The 19962-nt window shown below is 63.3% G+C and carries 11 protein-coding genes, 2 rRNA genes and 1 pseudogene (1 of these 14 only partly in view); 10 read left to right on the top strand and 4 right to left on the bottom strand.

Annotated features, from left to right (window positions below):
* Positions 1–539, top strand: a 23S ribosomal RNA gene (locus OXH74_RS23520); it begins 2351 nt to the left of the window's first position.
* Between the two features lie 135 nt (positions 540–674).
* A 5S ribosomal RNA gene (rrf, locus tag OXH74_RS23515) occupies positions 675–790 on the top strand.
* A 1002-nt stretch (positions 791–1792) separates the two neighbouring features.
* On the opposite strand, the gene putA is transcribed toward rrf, so the two are convergent.
* From putA to speB, 3 genes are all read right to left on the bottom strand, one after another.
* Positions 1793–5770, bottom strand: coding sequence for a trifunctional transcriptional regulator/proline dehydrogenase/L-glutamate gamma-semialdehyde dehydrogenase (gene putA / locus OXH74_RS23510; RefSeq protein ID WP_375739103.1), 3978 nt, complete (start codon positions 5768–5770; stop codon positions 1793–1795).
* 414 nt (positions 5771–6184) lie between these two features.
* Positions 6185–6748, bottom strand: coding sequence for a TetR/AcrR family transcriptional regulator (locus OXH74_RS23505; protein ID WP_375739102.1), 564 nt, complete (start codon positions 6746–6748; stop codon positions 6185–6187).
* Between the two features lie 167 nt (positions 6749–6915).
* Complete coding sequence (speB, locus tag OXH74_RS23500) at positions 6916–7890, bottom strand: agmatinase (RefSeq protein WP_375739101.1); 975 nt, start codon at positions 7888–7890, stop codon at positions 6916–6918.
* Between the two features lie 157 nt (positions 7891–8047).
* On the opposite strand from speB, the pseudogene OXH74_RS23495 reads away from it, so the two are divergent.
* From OXH74_RS23495 to lipA, 8 genes and pseudogenes are all read left to right on the top strand, one after another.
* Positions 8048–8958: pseudogene (locus OXH74_RS23495) on the top strand (LysR family transcriptional regulator).
* A 25-nt stretch (positions 8959–8983) separates the two neighbouring features.
* The gene (locus tag OXH74_RS23490; RefSeq protein ID WP_375739100.1) at positions 8984–10513 is read left to right on the top strand and encodes a sigma-54-dependent transcriptional regulator; all 1530 of its coding nucleotides are present in this window, start codon (positions 8984–8986) and stop codon (positions 10511–10513) included.
* Positions 10514–10870: 357 nt separating this feature from the next.
* A complete protein-coding gene (gene gcvH / locus OXH74_RS23485; protein WP_375739099.1) occupies positions 10871–11248 on the top strand; it encodes a glycine cleavage system protein GcvH in 378 nt (125 codons plus the stop codon).
* Positions 11249–11262: 14 nt separating this feature from the next.
* Positions 11263–14133: an aminomethyl-transferring glycine dehydrogenase gene (gene gcvP / locus OXH74_RS23480; protein WP_375739098.1), complete on the top strand. Its 2871-nt coding sequence runs from the start codon at positions 11263–11265 to the stop codon at positions 14131–14133.
* A 122-nt stretch (positions 14134–14255) separates the two neighbouring features.
* Complete coding sequence (glyA, locus tag OXH74_RS23475; protein ID WP_375739097.1) at positions 14256–15509, top strand: serine hydroxymethyltransferase; 1254 nt, start codon at positions 14256–14258, stop codon at positions 15507–15509.
* Positions 15510–15541: 32 nt separating this feature from the next.
* Complete coding sequence (locus OXH74_RS23470) at positions 15542–16918, top strand: L-serine ammonia-lyase (RefSeq protein ID WP_375739096.1); 1377 nt, start codon at positions 15542–15544, stop codon at positions 16916–16918.
* 131 nt (positions 16919–17049) lie between these two features.
* Positions 17050–18171, top strand: coding sequence for a glycine cleavage system aminomethyltransferase GcvT (gene gcvT / locus OXH74_RS23465; protein ID WP_375739095.1), 1122 nt, complete (start codon positions 17050–17052; stop codon positions 18169–18171).
* 132 nt (positions 18172–18303) lie between these two features.
* Positions 18304–19266 (top strand): lipoyl synthase, encoded by a 963-nt coding sequence (gene lipA, locus OXH74_RS23460; RefSeq protein ID WP_375739094.1) that lies wholly within the window; start codon positions 18304–18306, stop codon positions 19264–19266.
* A 275-nt stretch (positions 19267–19541) separates the two neighbouring features.
* Here lipA and OXH74_RS23455 read toward each other — a convergent pair whose 3' ends face one another.
* A complete protein-coding gene (locus tag OXH74_RS23455) occupies positions 19542–19673 on the bottom strand; it encodes a hypothetical protein (RefSeq protein ID WP_375739093.1) in 132 nt (43 codons plus the stop codon).
* Positions 19674–19962: the final 289 nt, after the last annotated feature.

The raw sequence follows: 19962 nt of genomic DNA, 5'->3' as shown, positions 1-19962 counted from the left end.
AGCAGGTACGAAAGTAGGTCTTAGTGATCCGGTGGTTCTGTATGGAAGGGCCATCGCTCAACGGATAAAAGGTACTCCGGGGATAACAGGCTGATACCGCCCAAGAGTTCATATCGACGGCGGTGTTTGGCACCTCGATGTCGGCTCATCACATCCTGGGGCTGAAGCCGGTCCCAAGGGTATGGCTGTTCGCCATTTAAAGTGGTACGCGAGCTGGGTTTAGAACGTCGTGAGACAGTTCGGTCCCTATCTGCCGTGGACGTTTGAGATTTGAGAGGGGCTGCTCCTAGTACGAGAGGACCGGAGTGGACGAACCTCTGGTGTTCCGGTTGTCACGCCAGTGGCATTGCCGGGTAGCTATGTTCGGAAGAGATAACCGCTGAAAGCATCTAAGCGGGAAACTTGCCTCAAGATGAGATCTCACTGGGATCTTGAATCCCCTGAAGGGCCGTCGAAGACTACGACGTTGATAGGTGGGGTGTGTAAGCGCTGTGAGGCGTTGAGCTAACCCATACTAATTGCCCGTGAGGCTTGACCATATAACACCCAAACAATCTGCGGATTGTGGGTGCGGATGGTGAAGTCGACAGACCGAAAATTGGCCTGAACTTGCAAACCAGACTGTCACATACCTGATTCGGGGTCGCGCCAGCGGCGAGGCCCCAACCGAATTGCTTGACGATCATAGAGCGTTGGAACCACCTGATCCCATCCCGAACTCAGTAGTGAAACGACGCATCGCCGATGGTAGTGTGGAGCTTCTCCATGTGAGAGTAGGTCATCGTCAAGCTCCTATCCCAAACCCCCGATACGCCCAGGCGTGTCGGGGGTTTGTCTTTGGGCGCGGGAAAAACCGGCTTCGGTCCGGCCGTTGGCGCATTACCGGAGGGGGAAGTCAGGCCTTCCTCAACTCGAAGTGCGCGTTATCCCGCGGCATCATTCAGAATGACCTGCCATTTCCGCGTGCAGGCGACGATCGTAACCTTGCTCGACTCTTGTTCGATTTCAGGCGGGCGAAACGAGTCAGGATGGGTGGATTCTTGCTGCGGATGGCGCAGAGCGTCCCAATGTACAGGCAGCATAAGGTGGACTTCGCTGCGCTGCCCCAGATGTGCTGACGCCTGCGTGATCATTGTCTGATTTGCGGTATCGCACCTGCCGTAGCCTGGGCATGCATGTGCTTGCCTGGCAGGTAGATCCTGATCAGGCAGGTGGCCGCTTGCTGACGGCGAATCATCACAGCGGCCCGCAGTATTGCAGTTACTCGAGACTATTTGCGGGCAAGCTTGATCCTGGCTGGCAGATGTTGGCCAGGATCCGAAGCGTCATCCAGCTCGCAGCATCGCCTGGTGTAAGGGTAGGGATTCAGGATGCCAATTGGGAACAAACTCGCCCTGCCTAGCTGATATCTGCCAGGTTTGCAGGAGTCGGTCAGTTCGAATCACTGTTTGGCATGGAGCGGCACGGCTTCAGGAGGCTATCTGTGCGCTGGTTCGCTCACGCCGTATGGGCTGTCTGCTCATACTGTTAGGTTTTTGGTGGTGCAGGCGCAGCAGAGGCGGGGCGTGGAGCGTCCCACTGGCAGTTCGGGAAACGCAAAGAAAAAGGGCACGCTTGTGGCGTGCCCTTTTGCCGTTAGGCGGGGTGACGGCTAGCCGTCGAAGGGAAAGACGGGGTACCCGGGTAGGGTGGCCCGTTCGGAAGTCGGAACTTCCTGGTATTGCATTCGGCAGCCGACTTTGTGGGTCGGTGTCGGGAGAAACGTTGCCGCGCCCGAAGGCGCGGCTATTGGTCAGCCAATCGTCATCAGGCTGGCATTGCCGCCGGCGGCCGCGGTGTTGACGCTGAGGGCGCGCTCGATCAGCAGGCGTTCCAGCGGAACTGCTGTTTCGCCCTGGGACAGGCCCTGGACGCCGATGATCGGGCCCTTGCGAGCGGCTACTTGCTTGCAGACGGCGCGCAGCTGATCGGAGTCGCCGTGATGCAGCACTGCATCGAAGCTCACCTCGGGCTGGGTCCAGTCGGCGATCAGTTGGATGCGCGCTTGAACCGGCTTCGGCAGGCTGGAACGTAGCTTGCTGGTAGCATCGCTGGTGGTCCAGATAACCGAGCTGCCCACTGCGAGCGCAGCGGCCAGTTGGCAGAGTAGGTCGCCTTCGTCATCGGCCAGACTCAGCACGGTGTCTCGCGGCAGCAGCATGTAGGAGTTGCGCTCGCCGGTCGGGCCGGGGAGGGTGCGGGTAAGGCCGCTCTGGGACAGTTCGGCGAAGTTGCCACAGAGGCCGGCCAGTGCTTCCTTGCCGTTCTTGGTGGCCCAAGTCTTCAGGGCATCCAGTGGCTTGCCCTGTTGTTCCTGGAAGGCGGCGCGTTGCTGGGTGTCTGCGACGGTTTCACCATCCAGGCGCTTGAAGGTACGGCTGACCGCGTCGGTCGGACGGGTGGCCAGCAGGCGATACATGTAGAGCGGGCCGCCCGCTTTCGGGCCTGTGCCGGAAAGGCCTTCGCCGCCGAAGGGCTGGACGCCTACCACTGCGCCCACCATGTTGCGGTTGACGTAGAGGTTGCCGGCATGGGCCTTGTCCACCACCTTGGCGATGGTTTCGTCGATGCGGGTATGCACGCCCAGAGTCAGGCCATAGCCGGTAGCGTTGATTTGATCGAGCAGGGCATCCATGTCCTCACGCTTGTAACGCAGCACGTGCAGGACGGGGCCGAAGATCTCGCGCTCCAGATCGGCCAGGCTTTCCAGCTCGATCAGGGTCGGCATCACGAAGGTGCCACGTTGGATAGCATCGCCTTCGGTGCGGGCGATCTGGAACACACTGCGGCCTTTGCTACGCATGGCCTGGATGTGCTTGTCGATGCCAGCCTTGGCTTCAGCGTCGATCACCGGGCCGATGTCCACGTTCAGATGTTCGGGGTTGCCGATGCGGCATTCCGCCATGGCGCCCTTGAGCATCTCCAGCACGCGGTCAGCCACGTCTTCCTGGACGCAGAGCACGCGCAGGGCCGAGCAGCGTTGACCGGCACTGTCGAAGGCGGACGCGACGACGTCGGTGACCACCTGCTCAGCCAGCGCGGACGAGTCGACGATCATCGCGTTTTGGCCGCCGGTTTCGGCGATCAGCGGGATCGGGCGGCCCTGGGCGTCCAGGCGGCCGGCGACGTTGCGGGCGAGGATGCCAGCGACTTCGGTGGAGCCGGTGAACATCACGCCTTTCACGCGCTCATCGCTCACCAGGGCGGCGCCCACGGTGTGGCCGAGGCCCGGCAGCAGTTGCACTACGCCTTCCGGGATACCGGCCTGGAGCAGGATGCGCACGGCCTGGGCGGCGATCAGCGGGGTCTGTTCGGCGGGCTTGGCCAGCACGGTATTGCCGGCGGCGAGCGCGGCGGCGACCTGGCCGGCGAAGATCGCCAGGGGGAAGTTCCATGGGCTGATGCAGACTACCGGGCCCAGCGGACGGTGGCTGTCGTTGGCGAAGTCGTGGCGTGCCTGAGCAGCGTAATAGCGCAGGAAGTCCACGGCCTCACGCACTTCAGCGATAGCATTGTTGAAAGTCTTGCCGGCCTCGCGGACGAGAACGCCCATCAGCGGCTGTATCTCGTTTTCCATCAGGTCGGCGGCGCGATCCAGGGCGGCGGCGCGCTCGACCGGCGGAGTGGCTTGCCAGATCGGTGCGGCGGCCATAGAGGCCAGGACAGCATTACCAACGTCGGCGGTGGTGGCGTTCTGCACGTGGCCGACCACGTCGCGATGGTCTGCCGGGTTCAGTACGGGTTCGAGCGGGCCTTCGCTGCTGGGGCAGCCGAGCATCGGCTGGGCGCGCCAGTCAGCATGGCCGGTTCCCAGCAGGGCGCTGGACAGTGACGCCAGGCGATGTTCGTTGGCCATGTCGATGCCGCTGGAGTTTACGCGGGCATCACCGTAGAGAGCCTTGGGCTGCGGGATGCGCGGGTGCGGCAGGCCCAGGGTGCCTTCTACCGTTGCCAGGGATTCGATGTGGGTGACCGGATCTTCTACCAGCTCCTTGATGGAGATGGAGTGGTCGGCGATGCGGTTCACGAAGGACGTGTTGGCGCCGTTTTCCAGCAGACGGCGCACCAGGTACGCGAGCAACGTCTCATGGGTGCCGACCGGGGCGTAGATACGGCACGGACGGTTCAGCTTGCCTTCAGCGACCTTGCCCACCACTTGCTCGTACAGCGGCTCACCCATGCCATGCAGGCACTGGAACTCGTATTGGCCCGGGTAGTAGTTCTGCCCGGCGATGTGGTAGATGGCCGACAGGGTGTGGGCATTGTGGGTGGCGAACTGCGGATAGATGACTTCCGGAACGCTCAGCAGTTTGCGGGCGCAGGCAATGTAGGAAACATCGGTGTACACCTTGCGGGAGTAAACCGGGAAGCCTTCCAGGCCGTCGACTTGGGCACGCTTGATCTCGCTGTCCCAGTAGGCGCCTTTCACCAGGCGGATCATCAGGCGGTGGCGGCTGCGGCGAGCCAGGTCGATCACATAGTCGATCACGTACGGGCAGCGCTTCTGGTAGGCCTGGATGACGAAACCAATGCCGTTCCAGCCTTTCAGGCCCGGCTCGAAGCAGAGGCGCTCGAGCATGTCGAGGGAGATTTCCAGGCGATCGGCTTCTTCGGCGTCGACGTTCAGGCCGATGTCGTACTGTTTGGCGAGCAGGGTCAGGGACAGCAGGCGCGGATACAGCTCGTCCATCATGCGCTCGTACTGGGCACGGCTGTAACGCGGGTGCAGGGCGGACAGCTTGATGGAGATGCCGGGGCCTTCATAGATGCCGCGGCCGTGGGAGGCCTTTCCGATGGAATGGATGGCCTGCTCGTAGGAAGCGTAGTAACGCTGGGCGTCTTCCTCGGTCAGTGCGGCTTCGCCGAGCATGTCGTAGGAGTAGCGGAAGCCCTTGGCCTCGAAGTTGGTGGCGTTGGCCAGCGCTTCGGCGATGGTTTCGCCGGTGACGAACTGCTCGCCCATCAGGCGCATGGCCATGTCCACGCCTTTGCGGATCAGCGGCTCGCCACTCTTGCCGATGATGCGGTTCAGCGAGCTGGAGAGGCCGGATTCGTTGTGGGTGGACACCAGCTTGCCAGTGATCAGTAGGCCCCAGGAGGCAGCGTTGACGAACATCGACGGGCTCTGGCCCAGGTGCTGTTGCCAGTTGCCGTTGCTGATCTTGTCGCGGATCAGGGCGTCACGGGTGCCTTTGTCCGGGATGCGCAGCAAGGCTTCGGCCAGGCACATCAGGGCGACGCCCTCCTGGGAAGACAGGGAGAACTCCTGCAGCAGGCCCTGGACGATGCCGGCGCGGCCGCTGGCGCTCTTCTGGTTGCGCAGCTTCTCGGCGATGCCGTAGGCGAGTTTGTAGGTGTTTTCAGCCATATCTGCTGGCAGGCGCGCCTGCTCCAGCAGCATAGGAACCATTTCCTGCTCGGGGCGGCGATAGGCGCCAGTGATGGCGGCGCGCAAGACGGATTGCGGCAGGATACTTTCAGCGAAGTCGAGGAATGGCTGGTGCACCGGGTCGGCCAGGGCTTCAAGAGCCTCATGGTCGCCCTCGGCCAGGCGCTGGGCGATGCCCTGGAGTTCCGGCAGCGTTACGCCGGCTTCCAGGCTTTCGAGGTAGCTGAAGATCGCTTGCTTGATCAGCCAGTGCGGGGTGCGCTCGATCCGTCGTGCAGCTTCCTTGAGGCGGTCACGGGTTGCCTCATCCAGTTTCACGCCAAGGGTGGTGCTCGTAGCCATTTCTTGTCCTCTTATCAGCCGTGGTTGCAACGGCGTTAGCGGCGCCAAGAGTAGCGGTGTCGCAAATGAGGTGCAACCTAGTGCAACCTAAAGTTTCAATCCTGAGAACGGTCTCCGGATGAAAGGTCGCCCATCGGGTGGGTGCGGAGTTGCGCTGCTATCGCGCGTAGCAGGTTTCGGCGCTACTCGAGCTAGCAGGTGCTGCAGGTGTACGGTTCACTGAAATCAAGAGATTTCCTGGGGTGCAACCCTGAGGTAACCGTGCCCGATAGACGAGCCCCTGCAATACCGACATTACGCCTAAGACAGCATAGGCGGCTCGTGGCGGAAGCAGGAGGCAGGCAAGAAGAGTCGACGGATGGCGAGCCCTGGGCAGTTCGCCATCTGGAAAACCGCCCGGCGCGGGAGGACTAATTAATGAGGTTTGAGCGATTCGAGCTTACGTAGGAGGCTTTGGTGGGCACTGTCGAGAATCTGGTTGGACAACTCTTCGTTGGCCACGCTGCGTGACAGGCTCAGGGCACCGACCAGGGTTGCAAGCATCGCCAGGCTTTCCTGCGGGTCGCCGATCTCCTTTTCGATCAGGGCCAGCAGACCGGTTACCACCTCGTCTGTGATCGGGCTGGCGTTTCCACGCTGGCCGAGTTCCGCCGACATGGTCGGCAGTGGGCAACCCTGTTCGGGTTGGGCGCGATGTTGGGGTGACAGGTAGCGCTCGAAGAAGGCCTGGAGTGGTCGCTCCTTGGCGAATGCCTTGGCCCAATGTGCATTGGCGTCGTTGGCTGCGGCCTGCAGGGCCTCTTCGACCAGAGCGTCTTTGGACTTGAAGTGTGCATAGAAACCGCCGTGGGTCAGGCCCAGGGCTTTCATCAGTGGCTGTAGCCCGGTGGCGTCGATGCCATCGCTGCGGAAACGGCGCGAAGCCTCGGTAACGATTCGTTTATGGGTTTCGGCTTTGTGGTCTTCGGGATAACGCATGGCAGTTGCCTCAGGTGGGGCATTGATATGGTGATTGTAATTCCACATCGGTGAAAAATGCGAGCAGCTGCAGCTGGCCGGTTGCATCTGATTGCCTGATAGGTTGGGGCAGGGCAGTTACCTGCGGGGCTGAAGCCCTCTTCCTTCCCTGGAAGAGGGGACGGCCGTCAGCGCTTGGCCTGGGCGCGGGCGTGGAACACAAAGCCGATGCTGTTCATCAGCAGCTGTGCAGCGAGGATGGATGTGATTCCGGTGGGATCATAGGCCGGGGCCACTTCCACCAGATCCATCCCGACGATGCGCCCCTGGCTTCGGTTTGCCAGGCCCTGGATGATTTCCAGCACTTCGTAGTACTGGAAGCCGCCATGGCTAGGGGTTCCAGTACCGGGAGCGATGGATGGGTCGAAGCCGTCGATGTCGATGGTGATGTAGTACGACTCGCACTCGGGGATCAGGTCCAGCACGCCATCGCGGCCGAGGCGACGCACGTCTCGGACCGAGAGGATATTCGAGCCGCATTCGCGGGCTGCGTTGTAGTCGCTGCGGTTGGACGAAGAGACATTGCGGATACCCATCTGGGTCATGCCGACGATGTGATCCATTTCTGAGGCGCGGCGTAGCGGGTTGCCGTGGCCATAGCGCACGCCGTGGCGTTCGTCGACGAAGTCCAAGTGCGCGTCAAAGTGAATGATATGGATCGGGCCGCGGCCTTCGAAGGCCTTGATCACCGGTGCATGCACCGAGTGGTCGCCACCCAGCACCACCGGCATGGCTCCGGCATCGAGCAGTTTGCGCACGGCGTACTCAATGTTGGCGTTGCTGGTATTCATATCGGTATGAACGATGTCGGCGTCACCTACGTCGACGATGCGTACATCTTCTGCCTGCAGGTACATCACGTCGTCTTCGAAGTCGTAGGCGCCGCTGTGACCGAAGGAGAACAGAGTGGATGCCTCCCGGATCCCGCGCGGTCCGAAGCGTGCGCCAGAACGCCACTGGGTGCCCATGTCGTTGGGCGCGCCGAGCACTGCAACGTCTGCGTCCAGCTTTTCCCAGTCAAGGCAGACGGGGGACTTGGCGAAGGTGCAATGACCGACGAAGGGCAGGTTCAAGCGACCGTTTTCATAGCTGTTGCTGGACATTTTCAGGCGTCTCCACATTGTTGTTGTCGGTTACGGGAGGAGGGCGGGTTCCTCGTCCATGGGCGCACTATGGGCTTTACCAACGCCTGAAAAAATGATGATGATGCGATGCGCAAATCGTGATTTACGATGTAATCACTGACACTTCGGGTGCCCCATGATCCAGTTGCATGATGTCGACCTGAAGCTGCTCAGGGTCTTCAATACCATCGTCAAATGCGGTGGTTTCTCTGCGGCCAGGCCGCCCTCAATGTTGCCCAGTCCACTATCAGCGAACAGATGGGCCACCTGGAGACGCGTCTCGGGGTCAAGCTCTGCGAACGTGGGCGAAGTGGGTTTCGGCTGACGGAGCAGGGCCAGGCGATCTACGAGGCCACCCAGAGGTTGCTGGGAGCCGTTGAGGAGTTCTGCGTCGATGCCGATGTGCTCAAGCGCCAGATCAGTGGCACCCTTAATCTGGGTGTGATCGATACCACCATCACCGACCCGGCCTGCCCGCTGAAGATGACGACCCAGCGCTTCGTCCAGCGTGGCCACGAGGTGCATCTGCACGTCTACATCGGAACCCCGGCCGAACTGGAGGAGCGCGTGCTGGATGGCCGCCTGCATCTGGCGGTCGGGCACTTCCCATTGCGCGTGCCGGGCCTGTCCTATTCGCCGCTGTACCAGGAAAGCCATGGCTTCTACTGCGGGCGAAATCATCCCCTGTTCGGTGGCCTGGGCCCCAAGGTCAACCTGCTGGAGCGCATCGCCGCCAGCCGTGTCGTGGCACGTGGCTACCTGCAGCAGCGCGATCTCCAGGCGCTGGGCGTGGACAAGCCGGCCGCGACCGTGGATAACGTCGAAGCCCAGGCCATGCTGATCCTCTCGGGGGCTTATGCTGGATTCCTCCCAGAACACTATGCGCGCCAGTGGGTGGAGAGTGGCGATCTGGAGCATCTTGAGCCAGGACGCCTGCGCCTGCTGTCTGCCTTCGAGGTCATTACCCGTCGAGGGGTGGCTCCGCCGTTGATCTTGCGCGCATTCCTCGATGAGCTGATGCAGTGCCCGCGCGCAATGACCGTGTAGAAATAGATCGATCCCAAGGCCCGCCATGCGAATCCACGTCACCTTCATCGACCGCGTCGGCATCACCCAGGAAGTCCTGGCGCTGCTGGGTGCGCGCAACCTCAATCTCGACGCGGTGGAAATGATCCCGCCGAACGTCTACATCGATGCGCCGGCCCTTAGCCAAGCGGTGCTCGATGAGTTGCATGACGCCCTGCTGCGGGTGGAGGGTGTGCAGGCGGTGGAGCTGGTCGACATCCTCCCCGGTCAGCAACGGCGCCTACAGCTCGATGCGCTGCTGGCAGCCATGAGTGACCCGGTGCTGGCGGTGGGGCCGGACGGCCATGTGCTGCTGGCCAACCCGACCCTGGTCAGCCTCTACGGCCATGAGCCGGCCGGCGAGCCGCTGTCCAACCTGTTTGCCGAGCCGGATCTGGCGCAGAACCTGATCGACAAGGGTTTCCGCTTGCCGATGTGCGAGGTGAGCTTCAACGGGCAGGCGCTGCTGCTGGACGCCACACCCATCAGCGGTGGCACGGATGAGCTGGTCGGTGGCTTGCTGACCCTTTACCCGCCGAGCCGCATCGGCGAGCGTCTGGCCTCGCTGCACCACGACCATGCCGAGGGCATGGATGCGCTGATCGGCCAATCATCGGCACTCAAGCAACTCAAGGTCCGCCTGCTCAAGGTGGCCAGCCTGGATGCGCCGTTGTTGATCCAGGGCGAGACCGGTACCGGCAAGGAACTGGTGGCGCGCGCCTGCCACGCCCTCAGCGCGCGGCACGATGCGCCGTTCCTGGCGCTCAATTGCGCGGCCCTCCCGGAGAGCCTCGCCGAGAGCGAGCTGTTCGGATATTCCGCCGGGGCGTTCACTGGCGCCCAGCGCGGCGGCAAGCCGGGTCTGCTGGAAATGGCGGATCGTGGCACGGTGTTCCTCGATGAAGTGGGCGAAATGTCGCCTTACCTGCAGGCCAAGCTGCTGCGATTTCTCAGCGATGGTTGCTTCCGTCGTGTGGGGGGCGACCGGGAGGTGCATGTGAATGTGCGGGTGCTCTGCGCGACGCATCGCAATCTGGAGCGCATGGTCGGGGAGGGCACCTTCCGCGAGGACCTCTATTACCGCCTCAACGTGCTCAACCTGATGGTGCCGCCACTGCGCGAGCGCGGGAATGACATCCTCCTGCTGGCCGAACACTTTCTGCGCCAGGCCTGCGCGCAGATCCAGCGGCCTCCTTGCCGGTTGGCGCCTGCGACCCATCCGCTGCTGCTGGGCAATCGCTGGTCGGGAAACGTTCGTCAGTTGCAGAACGTGATCTTCCGCGCCGCAGCGATCTGCGAGGGCGACCTGATCGACTGCGATGGGCTGGAATTGGCCGGCACCGCGCTGAATGCCCAGCAGGCGGAATCCGCGGAGGTCTCGAGCCTGGAGGAGGCCGTGCAGGCCTTCGAAAAGTCCCTGCTGGAGCGGCTTTACGCTGAATATCCCTCCACCCGCCAGTTGGCTGCGCGTCTGAACACCTCGCACACTGCTATCGGTCAACGTCTGCGTAAGTATGGGATTTCTACCAAGGCGTAGGCTGGATTAGTGAGACAGCAGTTCCCCTGATCGCACGACTTTGGGTGGATCGATGAAGCTTGATTGCCCTGCGGTTCTACATTGCTGATGGTGCGGTTCGATTACGTTCCAGTGGAGCGATTTCGCTCCAAACTGGCCAGAGCCTCGTGATCCGCGGTGTGTGTGTTCATCGACTATCCAAAAACTCATTCAAGCATGGAGCGATTTCGTTCCAAAACTTGGTCGCTAAAATTCGAAATATCGCCCAAGATATTGATTTAAAAGGATTTATAAAACTTGGCATTCGCCTTGCTCTTGTTCAGTCAGCCGAGCCGTATTCCACGCTCGGGACCCAACCTGATAACAAGAGGAAGATCCATGAGCACTCTGCGTTTTACTCCCGAGCATGAATGGCTGCGTCTGGAAGCGTCCGGTGAACTGACCGTTGGCATCACCAGCTTCGCCCAGGAGGCCTTGGGGGACGTGGTGTTCGTCCAATTGCCGGAGCCGGGCCGTTACGAAGAAGGCCAGGAAGTCGCGGTACTGGAGTCGGTGAAAGCCGCCAGCAACATCACCATGCCGCTGACCGGCGAAGTGCTGGACGTCAACCAGGCACTGGCCGACAACCCAGAGCTGGTCAACGAAGCCCCCATGGGAGATGGCTGGTTTTTCCGCATTCGTCCGGATAACCCCGAAGCCGTTGCCAGCCTGATGGACCAGGCCGGCTACGACAGCTTCCTCGCCGAAAACGCTTGAGCCCGGGGGCCGACATGACCAGAGCACACATCCCACTGGGCACGGACAACGAGTTCATCGCCCGCCATATCGGCCCGCGTGAGGCGGATATTACCGCCATGCTGGCACTCACCGGCCACGATTCACTGGAAGCGCTGATCGCCAGCGTGATTCCCGAGAGCATCAAGGGTACCAGCGTACTCGACCTGCCGGCCGGACAGGGTGAGGCCGAGGCCTTGGCTTCGATCAAGGCCATCGCCGCGAAGAATCAGCTGTTCAAGCACTACATCGGCCAGGGCTACTACCCTTGCCACACCCCGACCCCAATCCTGCGCAACCTGCTGGAAAACCCGGCCTGGTACACCGCCTATACCCCTTACCAGCCGGAGATCTCCCAGGGCCGCCTGGAAGCGTTGCTGAACTTCCAGACGCTGATCAGCGACCTCACCGGCATGGAAATCGCCAACGCCTCCTTGCTGGACGAAGCCACCGCCGCTGCCGAAGCCATGACCTTCTGCAAGCGCCTGGCCAAGAACAAGGTTCCGGCCTTCTTCGTCTCCCGTCATTGCCATCCGCAGACCCTCGACGTGCTCTGCACCCGCGCCGAGCCGCTGGGGATCGAGGTGGTGATCGGTGACGAAACCGAGCTGGACGACCTTTCCGGCTACTTCGGCCTGCTGCTGCAATACCCCGCCAGCAACGGCGACATACCTGACCACCGCGCCTTGGTGCAGCGCGTCCACGCAGCCGGCGCCCTGGTGGCCGTGGCCGCCGACCTGCTGGCCCTGACCCTGCTGACTCCGCCCGGCGAATTCGGTGCCGACGTGGTTCTGGGCAGTGCGCAGCGCTTCGGTGTACCGCTGGGCTTCGGCGGCCCGCACGCGGCCTACTTCGCCACCCGTGACGCCTTCAAGCGCGATATGCCTGGCCGTCTCGTCGGTGTATCCATCGACCGTCACGGCAAGCCGGCCCTGCGTCTGGCCATGCAGACCCGCGAACAGCACATCCGCCGCGAGAAGGCCACCAGCAACATCTGCACCGCCCAGGTGCTGCTGGCCAACATCGCCAGCATGTACGCCGTGTATCACGGCCCGCAGGGCCTGGCTGGCATTGCTCGGCGTGTGCACCGGTTGACCTCGATTTTCGCCCAGGGCCTGCAGCAGTTGGGTCACAAGGTCGAGCATTACCACTTCTTCGACACCCTGAGCGTCGTCACCGCCTGTCCGGTGGATGAGGTGCATGCCGCCGCCAAGGCCCAGCGCATCAACCTGCGGGTGCTGGACGATGCAAGGGTCGGTGTGTCGCTGGATGAAACCTGCGACCAGGCCAGCGTCGAGACCCTCTGGGCGGTCTTCGCTACCCAGGGTCAGAACCTGCCGGACTTCGCCGCACTGGCCGGTGTCACGGGCGATTGCCTGCCGCTGGAACTGCTGCGCGAAACGCCGTTTCTGGAGCACGAAGTCTTCAACCGCTACCACTCGGAAACCGAGCTGATGCGCTACCTGCGCAAGCTGGCGGATAAGGACCTGGCGCTGGATCGGACCATGATTCCGTTGGGGTCCTGCACCATGAAGCTCAACGCCGCCAGCGAGATGATCCCGATCACTTGGGCCGAGTTCGGCTCCCTGCACCCCTTCGCTCCCACCGAGCAGAGCGCCGGCTACCAGGAACTGACCACCGAGCTGGAAGCCATGCTCTGCAAGGCCACCGGCTATGACGCGGTGTCCCTGCAGCCCAACGCCGGCTCCCAGGGCGAATACGCGGGCCTGCTGGCCATCCGCGCCTACCACGCCAGCCGTGGCGAGGCCGGGCGTGATGTCTGCCTGATTCCGTCGTCCGCCCATGGCACCAACCCGGCGACCGCCCAGATGGCCGGCATGCGCGTGGTGGTGGTGGGCTGCGATGCCCGCGGCAACGTCGATGTGGCCGATCTGGCGAACAAGGCCGAAGAGCACAAGGACCGTCTCGCCGCGCTGATGATCACTTACCCGTCGACCCACGGGGTGTTCGAGGAAGGCATCCGCGAAATCTGCGCGATCATCCACGACAACGGCGGCCAGGTGTACATCGATGGCGCCAACATGAACGCCATGGTCGGCCTCTGCGCGCCGGGCCAGTTCGGCGGTGATGTGTCGCACCTGAACCTGCACAAGACCTTCTGCATCCCCCACGGCGGCGGCGGCCCGGGCGTCGGCCCGATCGGCGTCAAGTCGCACCTGGCACCGTTCCTCCCCGGCCACGGCCAGGGCCACCTGGCGCGCAAGGAAGGCGCCGTCAGCGCCGCGCCGTTCGGCAGCGCGAGCATCCTGCCGATCACCTGGATGTACATCCGCATGATGGGCGGCGAAGGTCTCAAGCGTGCCTCGCAACTGGCGATCCTCAACGCCAACTACATCGCCCGTCGCCTGGAAGAGCACTACCCGGTGCTCTACACCGGCGAGAACGGCCTGGTGGCCCACGAGTGCATCCTCGACCTGCGGCCGCTCAAGGAAACCAGCGGCATCAGCGTCGATGACGTGGCCAAGCGCCTGATCGACTTCGGTTTCCACGCGCCGACCATGTCGTTCCCGGTGGCCGGCACGCTGATGGTCGAGCCGACCGAGAGCGAGTCGAAGGAAGAGCTGGATCGCTTCTGCGACGCCATGATCCGCATCCGCGAGGAGATCCGCGCGGTGGAGGAGGGGCAGCTGGATGCCCACGACAACCCGCTGAAGAACGCCCCGCACACCGCGGCGGAACTGGTCGGTGAGTGGCGCCACCCCTACAGCCGCGAGCTGGCCGTCTACCCGACCGCCAGTCTGGTGGAGGCCAAGTACTGGCCGCCGGTGGGCCGCGTCGACAACGTCTACGGCGATCGCAACCTGGTCTGTGCCTGCCCGTCCATCGAGGCCTATCAGGACGCCTGACGGCGGCCCGTTGTAGGAGCCAGCTCGCTGGCGAAGCGCTTCTGCCGGAGCCATTCGCGAGCGAGCTCGCTCCTACAACTCGACCTTTGCGCTGCATCCAACCGAACAAGAAGGATACGACCATGTTCCACAAGAGCCTTACCCTGTCCGATTTCGACCCTGCGCTGTTCGACGCCATGCGCCGCGAGGCCCAGCGCCAGGAAGACCACATCGAGCTGATCGCCTCCGAGAACTACACCAGCCCGCAGGTGATGCAGGCCCAGGGCAGCGAGCTGACCAACAAGTACGCCGAGGGCTACCCGGGCAAGCGCTACTACGGTGGCTGTGAATACGTGGATGTGGTCGAGCAACTGGCCATCGACCGCGCCAAGCAGCTGTTCGGTGCTGATTACGCCAACGTTCAGCCGCACTCCGGTTCCCAGGCCAACAGCGCGGTCTACCTGGCCCTGCTGCAGGCGGGCGATACCCTGCTGGGCATGAGCCTGGCCCACGGCGGTCATTTGACCCACGGCGCGAAGGTCAGCTCCTCCGGCAAGCTGTACAACGCTGTGCAGTACGGCATCGACGGCAACGGACTGATCGATTACGACGAAGTCGAGCGCCTGGCCGTCGAGCACAAGCCGAAGATGATCGTTGCCGGCTTCTCGGCTTACTCGAAAACCCTTGATTTCCCGCGCTTCCGCGCCATCGCCGACAAGGTCGGTGCACTGCTGTTCGTCGACATGGCCCACGTCGCCGGCCTGGTCGCCGCTGGCCTGTACCCGAACCCGCTGCCCTATGCCGACGTGGTCACCACCACCACCCACAAGACCCTGCGCGGTCCACGTGGCGGCCTGATCCTTGCCAAGTCCAACCCTGAGATCGAGAAGAAGCTCAACGCTGCGGTGTTCCCGGGCGGACAGGGCGGCCCGCTGATGCACGTGATCGCCGCCAAGGCCGTGTGCTTCAAGGAGGCACTGGATCCGGGTTTCAAGGACTACCAGGCCCAGGTGATCAAGAACGCCCAAGGCATGGCCAAGGTGTTCATGGAGCGTGGCTACGACGTGGTGTCTGGCGGTACCGACAACCACCTGTTCCTGGTCAGCCTGATCCGCCAGGGCATCACCGGCAAGGACGCGGACGCCGCACTGGGGCGCGCCCACATCACCGTGAACAAGAACGCCGTGCCCAACGACCCGCAGTCGCCCTTCGTCACGTCCGGCCTGCGCATCGGCACCCCGGCCGTCACCACCCGTGGCTTCCAGGAGCCGGAATGTCGCGCCCTGGCCAGCTGGATCTGCGACATCCTCGACCACCTTGGCGATGCCGATGTCGAGGCGCAGGTCGCCAAGCAGGTGGCCGCGCTCTGCGCGCGCTTCCCGGTCTACCCGGCCTGACCGCCACCCAGGGCTTGCTTCGGAGTCGAATTATGTCGCTAAGCGTTTTCGATCTGTTCAAGGTAGGCATCGGCCCCTCCAGCTCCCACACCGTGGGCCCGATGCGCGCTGCGGCGCGTTTCGTCTCGGGCCTGAAGACGGAAGGGCTGCTGGACCGGGTGGAGAGCGTGCGGGTGGAGCTCTACGGCTCCCTCGGCGCAACCGGCAAGGGCCACGGCAGCGACAAGGCTGTGCTGCTGGGGCTGGAAGGGGAGTACCCGGACCTGGTGGACACCCGCACGGTGGACCAGCGATTGGCTGCCATGCGTAGCGCCGGAAGCATCTCGCTGCTCGGGGAAAAACCGATCCGCTTCGTCGAGAAGGAACACCTGGCGATGATCCGCAAACCCTTGCCCTATCACCCCAACGGCATGATCTTCCGTGCCTTCGACGAGGCCGGTCTGCAGATCCGCTCGCGCGAGTATTACTCGGTGGGCGGCGGCTTCGTGGTGGACGAGGAAGCCGCTGGCATGGACCGCATCGTCGAAGACCGCACGCCGCTGCGCTATCCATTCCGCACCGCGCGTGAGCTGCTGGAGCAGTGCGCTACCCACGGTCTTTCCATCAGTCAGCTGATGGCCGAGAACGAGACCGCCTGGCGATCTCCGCAAAAGACCCGTCTGGGGCTGCTGCATATCTGGGAGGTGATGCAAGCCTGCGTGCGGGCGGGATGTCAGAACGAAGGCATCATGCCTGGTGGCCTCAAGGTCCGGCGCCGCGCTGCCGCGCTCTACCGGCAGCTCAGCGAGCACCCGGAAGCCAGCCTGCGCGACAGCCTCAGCGTGCTCGACTGGGTCAACCTCTACGCCCTGGCGGTGAACGAGGAAAACGCCACTGGCGGCCGCGTGGTCACCGCGCCCACCAACGGCGCGGCGGGTATCGTGCCGGCGGTGCTGCATTACTACAGCCGCTTCATCCCGGGCGCCAATGACGATGGTATCGAGCGTTTCCTGCTCACCGCCGCCGCCATTGGCATCCTCTACAAGGAAAACGCCTCGATCTCCGGCGCCGAAGTCGGCTGCCAGGGCGAAGTTGGCGTGGCCTGCTCGATGGCCGCCGGCGCGCTCTGCGAAGTCATGGGCGGCACTCCGCAGCAGGTGGAAAACGCTGCCGAGATCGGCATGGAGCACAACCTCGGCCTGACCTGCGACCCGGTCGGCGGGCTGGTGCAGGTGCCCTGCATCGAACGCAATGCCATGGGTTCGGTGAAGGCGATCAACGCCGCGCGCATGGCCCTGCGCGGCGATGGCCAGCACTTCATCTCGCTGGACAAGGTGATCCGCACCATGCGCCAGACCGGCGCCGACATGAAGAGCAAGTACAAGGAAACCGCCCGCGGCGGCCTCGCCGTGAACATCATCGAATGCTGATACCTCCCCTCTCTCATTGGGAGAGGGGCCGGGAGTGAAGGCCAGCCCAGTCTCGCTCCCGGCATCCCTTATCCGGCCCAAGGGCCACCTTCTCCCAGGGGGGAAGGGAACAACCAGTTCGGAGCTTATGCATGACCACTGAAATCCTCGCCAAAACCCCGCTGCACGCCCTGCACCTCGAACTCGGCGCGCGCATGGTGCCTTTCGCCGGCTACGACATGCCGGTGCAGTACCCGCTCGGCGTGCTCAAGGAGCACCTGCACACCCGCGAACAGGCCGGTCTGTTCGACGTCTCGCACATGGGCCAGATCATCCTGCGTGGCGAGCATGCCGCCCGGGCCCTGGAAAGCCTGGTACCGGTCGACATCATCGACCTGCCAGCGGGTATGCAGCGCTATGCCATGTTCACCGACGAGCACGGCGGCATCCTCGACGACCTGATGGTGGCCAATGCGGGCGATCACCTGGTCCTGGTCGTCAACGCCGCCTGCAAGGAACAGGATTTGGACCACCTGCGCCAGTTCATCGGCGAGCAGTGCCAGATCGAATCCTTGTTCGAAACCCGCGCGCTGCTGGCGCTGCAGGGGCCGAAGGCCGCCGAAGTGCTGGGCCGCCTGGCGCCGGAGGTGAAGGCCATGACCTTCATGCAGTTCGCCAGCGTGCGCCTGCAAGGGGTCGACTGCTATGTCAGCCGCTCCGGCTACACCGGTGAAGACGGCTACGAGATTTCCGTGCCGGTCGAGCAGGCCGAAGCCCTGGCCCGCACCTTGCTGGCGGAGCCGGAAGTCCAGGCCATCGGCCTCGGCGCCCGTGACTCGCTGCGCCTGGAAGCCGGCCTGTGCCTCTATGGCCATGACATGAGCACCGCCACCACGCCGATCGAAGCCAGCCTGAACTGGGCCATCTCCAAGGCGCGCCGCATCGACGGCCTGCGTGCAGGTGGCTTCCCCGGTGCAGAGCGCATCTTTGCGCAGCAGCAGGAGGGCGTCGCCAGCAAGCGCGTTGGCCTGCTGCCCAGCGGACGCGCACCGGTGCGCGAGGGTACCCAGATCGTCAACGCCGAACAGCAGGTGATCGGCGAAGTCACCAGCGGCGGCTTCGGCCCCAGTCTGGGCGGCCCGCTGGCGATGGGTTACCTGGACAGCCGCTACACGGCGCTGGAGACCGAGGTCTTCGCCCTGGTGCGCGGCAAGCCGGTGCCTATGCGCGTGGTCAAGACTCCCTTCGTGCCGCAGCGTTACTACCGCGGCTGATATTCCACCCACGACCCGGTAGGAGCGAGCTTGCTCGCGAAAATGACTTCGTGCTTGCGATCGCGAGCAAGAACTAGGCGTCCCCCTCGCTCCTACACCCCCAGACAATCCTCTTTCTCGCGGGGCGAGATCATGAGTTCGACACAGACAGGCAAGATCGAAGTGGGCGTCAAACTGCGCGGTGCCGAGAAGGTGGCGCGCATTCCGGTGAAGATCATTCCCACCGAGGATGTACCGCGCAAACCCGACTGGATTCGTGTGGAAATCGCTGCCTCGCCCGAGGTGTCGCGCATCAAGCAACTGCTGCGCAAGCACAAGCTGCACAGCGTCTGCGAAGAAGCCTCCTGCCCGAACCTGGGCGAGTGCTTCTCCGGCGGCACCGCGACCTTCATGATCATGGGCGACATCTGCACCCGTCGCTGCCCCTTCTGCGACGTCGGCCACGGCCGGCCGAAGCCGCTGGATGCGGACGAGCCAAAGAACCTCGCGGTGGCCATCGCCGACCTGCGCCTGAAGTACGTGGTGATCACCTCGGTGGACCGCGACGACCTGCGCGACGGCGGTGCCCAGCACTTCGTCGACTGCCTGCGGGAAATCCGCAAGCTGTCTCCGGGCATCCAACTGGAAACCCTGGTGCCGGACTATCGCGGGCGCATGGATGTAGCCCTGGCGATCACCGAGCAGGAGCCGCCGGATGTGTTCAACCACAACCTGGAAACCGTGCCGCGCCTGTACAAGGCGGCGCGTCCGGGCTCGGACTTCGAGTGGTCGCTGGACCTCTTGCAGAACTTCAAGCAGCGCGTGCCGCACGTGCCGACCAAGTCCGGGCTGATGCTCGGCCTGGGCGAGACCGACGAGGAAGTGATCGAGGTCATGCAGCGCATGCGCGAGCACGAGATCGACATGCTCACCCTCGGCCAGTACCTGCAGCCGTCGCGCAACCACCTGCCGGTGCAGCGCTTCGTGCATCCGGACACCTTTGCCTGGTTCGCCGAGCAGGGCGCTGAGATGGGCTTCAAGAACGTCGCCGCAGGCCCCTTGGTACGTTCCTCGTACCATGCCGACCAGCAGGTGCATGGCGGGAAGATCAACTGACGTTGCCATCAAAAAAGCCGACCTTCGGGTCGCCTTTGGGGTTTTCGATGCTTGCTCAGAGAGGGGGCCTTACAAACTGAGCAGATGCCGCACCCGTAGGCGCGAGATTGCTCGCGAATGCACCCCGTTCGCCAGCACGGGGTTGCCCTGCCCATAGTCCCAAGCCCATCGAGCGCCTGCTCTACAGTAGATCGATCCGTCAGGCTCCACGGGCCAAATGAAAAGCCCTCCGCGCAGGCCGGCTGCGGGAGGGCGTCTTGCTGTGTGACTGGAGCCTATGGATTAGCGGCGTGGCTGCCAAGCAAGGTTGAGCCGGTTTTCTTGGCCCGCTTGGCCACGCGCTTTTCATGGGCGGTTTTCATAGGCTTCTTCTTGGCCTGCTTTTTTGCATCGAGACCTTTGCTCATGATCTTGACCTCCGAGGGTGGGTAGATGGATCAGCGCATCCCTGCTTTGGTGCACTCAATGGCCATTACCACCTCCTGGGCTGCACGAGCCTGTCGCTGGGGGAAACCGATGAGAAAAGCATAGACTGGAAGCGGTAGCGCGTGGGGCCATGACGGCTTTCCCGATCAAATCATCGACTGCTTAACACTTCCGACGCAAAGCCGCGTCGGGTGATGACAGCCCCTGGCGGCGGTCGCATCATTCGCTGCTATTGCTGGCCCTTCCCTCGTGACCGCGCGCAGCCCCGGC

The sequence above is a fragment of the Metapseudomonas boanensis genome (genome assembly GCF_042232855.1).
Taxonomy (GTDB): Bacteria; Pseudomonadota; Gammaproteobacteria; order Pseudomonadales; family Pseudomonadaceae; genus Metapseudomonas; species Metapseudomonas boanensis.
Note: the sequence above shows the minus strand (reverse complement) of the source record. Positions and strands in the feature narration are given on the sequence as shown.

Coding starts and splice junctions, on each gene's coding strand:
- putA (WP_375739103.1), bottom strand. CDS start 5,770: ATGGCTACGAGCACCACCCTTGGCGTGAAACTGGATGAGGCAACCCGT.
- OXH74_RS23505 (WP_375739102.1), bottom strand. CDS start 6,748: ATGCGTTATCCCGAAGACCACAAAGCCGAAACCCATAAACGAATCGTT.
- speB (WP_375739101.1), bottom strand. CDS start 7,890: ATGTCCAGCAACAGCTATGAAAACGGTCGCTTGAACCTGCCCTTCGTC.
- OXH74_RS23490 (WP_375739100.1), top strand. CDS start 8,984: ATGCGAATCCACGTCACCTTCATCGACCGCGTCGGCATCACCCAGGAA.
- gcvH (WP_375739099.1), top strand. CDS start 10,871: ATGAGCACTCTGCGTTTTACTCCCGAGCATGAATGGCTGCGTCTGGAA.
- gcvP (WP_375739098.1), top strand. CDS start 11,263: ATGACCAGAGCACACATCCCACTGGGCACGGACAACGAGTTCATCGCC.
- glyA (WP_375739097.1), top strand. CDS start 14,256: ATGTTCCACAAGAGCCTTACCCTGTCCGATTTCGACCCTGCGCTGTTC.
- OXH74_RS23470 (WP_375739096.1), top strand. CDS start 15,542: ATGTCGCTAAGCGTTTTCGATCTGTTCAAGGTAGGCATCGGCCCCTCC.
- gcvT (WP_375739095.1), top strand. CDS start 17,050: ATGACCACTGAAATCCTCGCCAAAACCCCGCTGCACGCCCTGCACCTC.
- lipA (WP_375739094.1), top strand. CDS start 18,304: ATGAGTTCGACACAGACAGGCAAGATCGAAGTGGGCGTCAAACTGCGC.
- OXH74_RS23455 (WP_375739093.1), bottom strand. CDS start 19,673: ATGAGCAAAGGTCTCGATGCAAAAAAGCAGGCCAAGAAGAAGCCTATG.